The 3,326-nt window shown below is 76.2% G+C and carries 3 protein-coding genes; all 3 read right to left on the bottom strand.

Going from position 1 to position 3,326, the window contains the following annotated elements; genetic code table 11:
* The coding region (locus ACTUAL_RS14540; RefSeq protein WP_218181087.1) for a hypothetical protein at nucleotides 1-617 on the bottom strand (617 nt) is incomplete at its 3' end.
* On the bottom strand, nucleotides 617-1,303 hold the full coding sequence (locus ACTUAL_RS14535) for an AAA family ATPase (RefSeq protein WP_440900616.1): 687 nt from the start codon (nucleotides 1,301-1,303) through the stop codon (nucleotides 617-619). The genes ACTUAL_RS14540 and ACTUAL_RS14535, both read right to left, overlap by 1 nt.
* 196 nt (nucleotides 1,304-1,499) lie before the next feature.
* Nucleotides 1,500-2,792, bottom strand: coding sequence for a Gfo/Idh/MocA family protein (locus tag ACTUAL_RS14530; RefSeq protein ID WP_440900615.1), 1,293 nt, complete (start codon nucleotides 2,790-2,792; stop codon nucleotides 1,500-1,502).
* Nucleotides 2,793-3,326: the final 534 nt, after the last annotated feature.

Genomic DNA, 3,326 nt, shown 5'->3' with positions numbered 1-3,326 from the left:
TAGTAGCGGACCTCCCAGGTGTCGACCTCGCCGACCTGGCGCACCGAGGGCGGGTCGCCCGCCAGCGCCCGGCGCACCGCCTCCATCACGCCGCTCGCGGTCTGCTCGTGGCTGAGCCAGCGGGTCCGACCGTCCCGCCGGACGAACCCGAGCACGACCTGCTGCGTCGGGTGCCCCGGCAGCACCGGCTCCGGCAGGCCCCCGGTGGGGCTGACCGCGCTGATGTCGTGCACCTCCACCACCGGCGCGCCCGCCTCCAGCAGGGGCGCGACCGCCTCCAGCACCGGGACCCGGTAGCTGTCGTGCACCCACGCCACCAGCAGCCCGGCGGGTCGCAGCAGCGCGTCGCCGACCAGGCCGGCGAGCTCCTGCGGGCGCGACCAGTCGGCCGCGACCTCCACGACGGACCCGCCCGTCCCGCCCGCCGAGGCGCGCGGCGTCGGCACGTGCCCGCGACGGCGCACCGCCTCCCGCACCGCCTGGCCCGGCGCCAACCTCGCCCGCCGCGACGGCAGCACCACCTGCCAGCCCTGCTCGACCAGCTCGGCCGAGCACCCCTTGAGCATCCCGGTACCCCCCAGCACCAGCGCGCTCCCGATGCCGACCGCCCGCTCCATCACCGAACCGACTCCTCCCCGCGCCCCCGCACCGCGCGGCAGTGCGAGATCGCGAACCGCTGCACCCCGGCCCCGCGCCACCGCTCCACCGGGGTGGCTCTCCCGTCTGGCCCGTACCCCGCCACGCGCCGGAGTGGCCCCGATCGCCACTCGTCGACCTCGCGCTGACCGCGCAGCCGCACCACCACCGGCGCCGGTCCGCCGCAGGCGCGGAGGACGTCGACGTGGTGGCGGGTGCGACCGTGCGCGTTCCACGCCCAGCGAACCACGTGTTCCCGATCGGTGAACACCGTGTAAAGGGGTGGTTTCGCCTTGCCGCTCCACAGGACCGTGTCCGCGCCCCGGCGCCGGGCGGTGCGCCGGACGAGGCGGCGCAGGGCCGCGGCGCGCGGGTGGTCGAGCCGGACCGGCAGGTCGGCGCGCGCGGCGAGGACCGGGCGGGCGTCGTGGTGCTGCCACTCGGTGACCCAGCGGGGGCGGGCGGCCAGCGCGCGCACGTCGTCGGCGAACTCGGGGCGGGGCTGCCTGCCGGGGCCGCGGAAGAGGGAGCCCAGCTCGACGTGCGGAAGGCCGAGCGACTCGCCGATCCGGCCGGGCGGGGTGGTCTTCCCGGAGCCGGACGTGCCTGCGACCAGCACGCGGCGCGGGGTCAGCGGCAACTCGTCCGAGGGTCCCAGCAGCGACACCCGCGCAGGCTACCGCCGGAGGGGGCGTGGGGCGGGGAGGCGGAACGGGGCGGGTTTTTGTTGCACCCGTTGGGGAGGGGGTTTCCCCAGGGCGGGGAATCGGGGTTGCCGGAGGGCGGGGCGCGGGCGGCAGCGGGTTCCCTGCTCGCGGCAAGCGGCTGGTGGCGGCGGGGCCTCGGCGCGACGCGATCCGCGATCAGAGCAGGTCGGCGACCGCGACCGGTTGGCCGGTGGCCAGGCTGCGGTTCGCAGCGAAGCCGGTGAGGAGCGAGCGGATGCCGTCGGCGTGGTCGGCGCGGCGGCCGAGCGGGTCCGGGACCGGGGGGCCGTAGAGCTGGGCGGTCATCCGCTGGTCGGCCAGGTGGTGGCCGCCGCCGTGCTCGGTCGGCAGCTCGCTCGCCCGGCCGAACAGCGGCTGCGCGGTCAGGCGCACCCAGCCCGGCTCGCCCGCCGCGTGCTGGCCGCTCACCCAGGAGGTCTCGACCACCTCCAGCTCCAGCCTGCCCGCGTCGCCGTTGAACACCACGCGGTAGCCCTCCTTCGGCGAGTACGCCGTCAGGTGGTAGGTCATGCTCGCCCCGGTGTCGTACCGGACCAGGACGGCCAGGTCGTCCTCGATGGTGACGCCGGGCGCGAACGGGTTCTGGTCGCGCTGGTAGCCGTCCTCGGGCTCGGCGTCCAGGTACAGCTCGCGCAGCCACCCGTCCTCGGCGAGGCGCAGCGCGAACGGGTCGCCGTCCGCCTCGGGCGAGCCGTGCACGCGCGCGTAGTCCCGGTGCCGACCGTGCCGCTTGCCGCTCTCCTCGCCGTAGAAGAACAGCGAGCCCTGGGCGTACGCGCTGACCGGCGCGGCGCCGAGCCACCAGTTGACCAGGTCGAAGTGGTGGGTGGACTTGTGCACGAGCAGCCCGCCGGAGGACGCCTTGTCGCGGTGCCAGCGGCGGAAGTAGTCGGCGCCGTGCCGCACGTCGAGGAACCACTCGAAGTGCACCGACCCGACCCGCCCGACCACCCCGCCCGCGAGCAACCCGGCGACCCGCTCGTGCACCGGGTGGTAGCGGTAGTTGAACGCGACGTCGACCCGCCGCCCGGTCCGCGCCACGGCGTCCGCGACCGCGGCGGCGCCCTCGGGATCGGTGGTCATGGGCTTCTCGGTGATCACGTCGCACCCGGCTTCGAGGGCGGCGACGACGTAGTGCGCGTGGTGCCGGTCGACGGTGGTGACCACGGCGACGTCCACCGACTGCTCGGCGAGCATGGTGGTGAAGTCGGCGGCCCGGTACGCGGGGACGGGCGCGGCGAGCAGCCGGTTGTGCGCGGCGATCCGGACGGGGTTCGGATCCGCGAGCCCGACGAGCACCCCGTACCGCTCCACGGCCGCGACGTGCACCCGAGCCCGCGCCCCGGTCCCGACCACCGCATACCGCCGCATCAGCCACCCCTCCCGCCACACCAGCACCACCGCTCCCCCGCACACGCGCACGCGCACCGGCCTGGTCCTGGCCCCGGCCCTGGGCCGACGGCGACGGCCCCGGCCACGGCCACGGCCACGGCCACGGCCACGGCCACGGGCACGGCGCCACCACAACCACCGGCACCGGCACCGGCCCCGGCACCGGCACCGAGCCTGGAGCCAGAGCCAGAGCCAGAGCCGGGGCCGGGGCCGGGGCCGGGGCCAGGGCCAGGGCTAGGCCAGGGCCAGTTCAGCGCCAGCGTCAGGCCAGGTCCAGCGCCAGCGCCAGCCAGACCAGGACCAGGACCAGGACCAGGACCAGCCAGGCAAGACCAGGTCCAGCTCGAGCCAGGCCGGGTCCAGCCCCAAGCCAGGTCCAGCCCTAGACCAGGCCAGGCCAGGACCGGAGCCAGCGCTAGGCGAAGTCCAGAGCCAGGACCCAGGCCCAGGCCGGGGCCGGGGCCGGGCAGGTTGCCCGGCGGGCACCTCGTTGCGGAAAGCGCTTTCCAGCAGGGTAGCGGCGAACCCGCGCGGGTGACCAGGCCCAACGTGCGGCTTTCCCGCAGCGTC

The sequence above is a fragment of the Actinosynnema sp. genome (assembly GCF_052038725.1).
The sequence above is the reverse complement of the archived record's forward strand: the minus strand, read 5'-3'. Positions and strand labels throughout refer to the sequence as shown.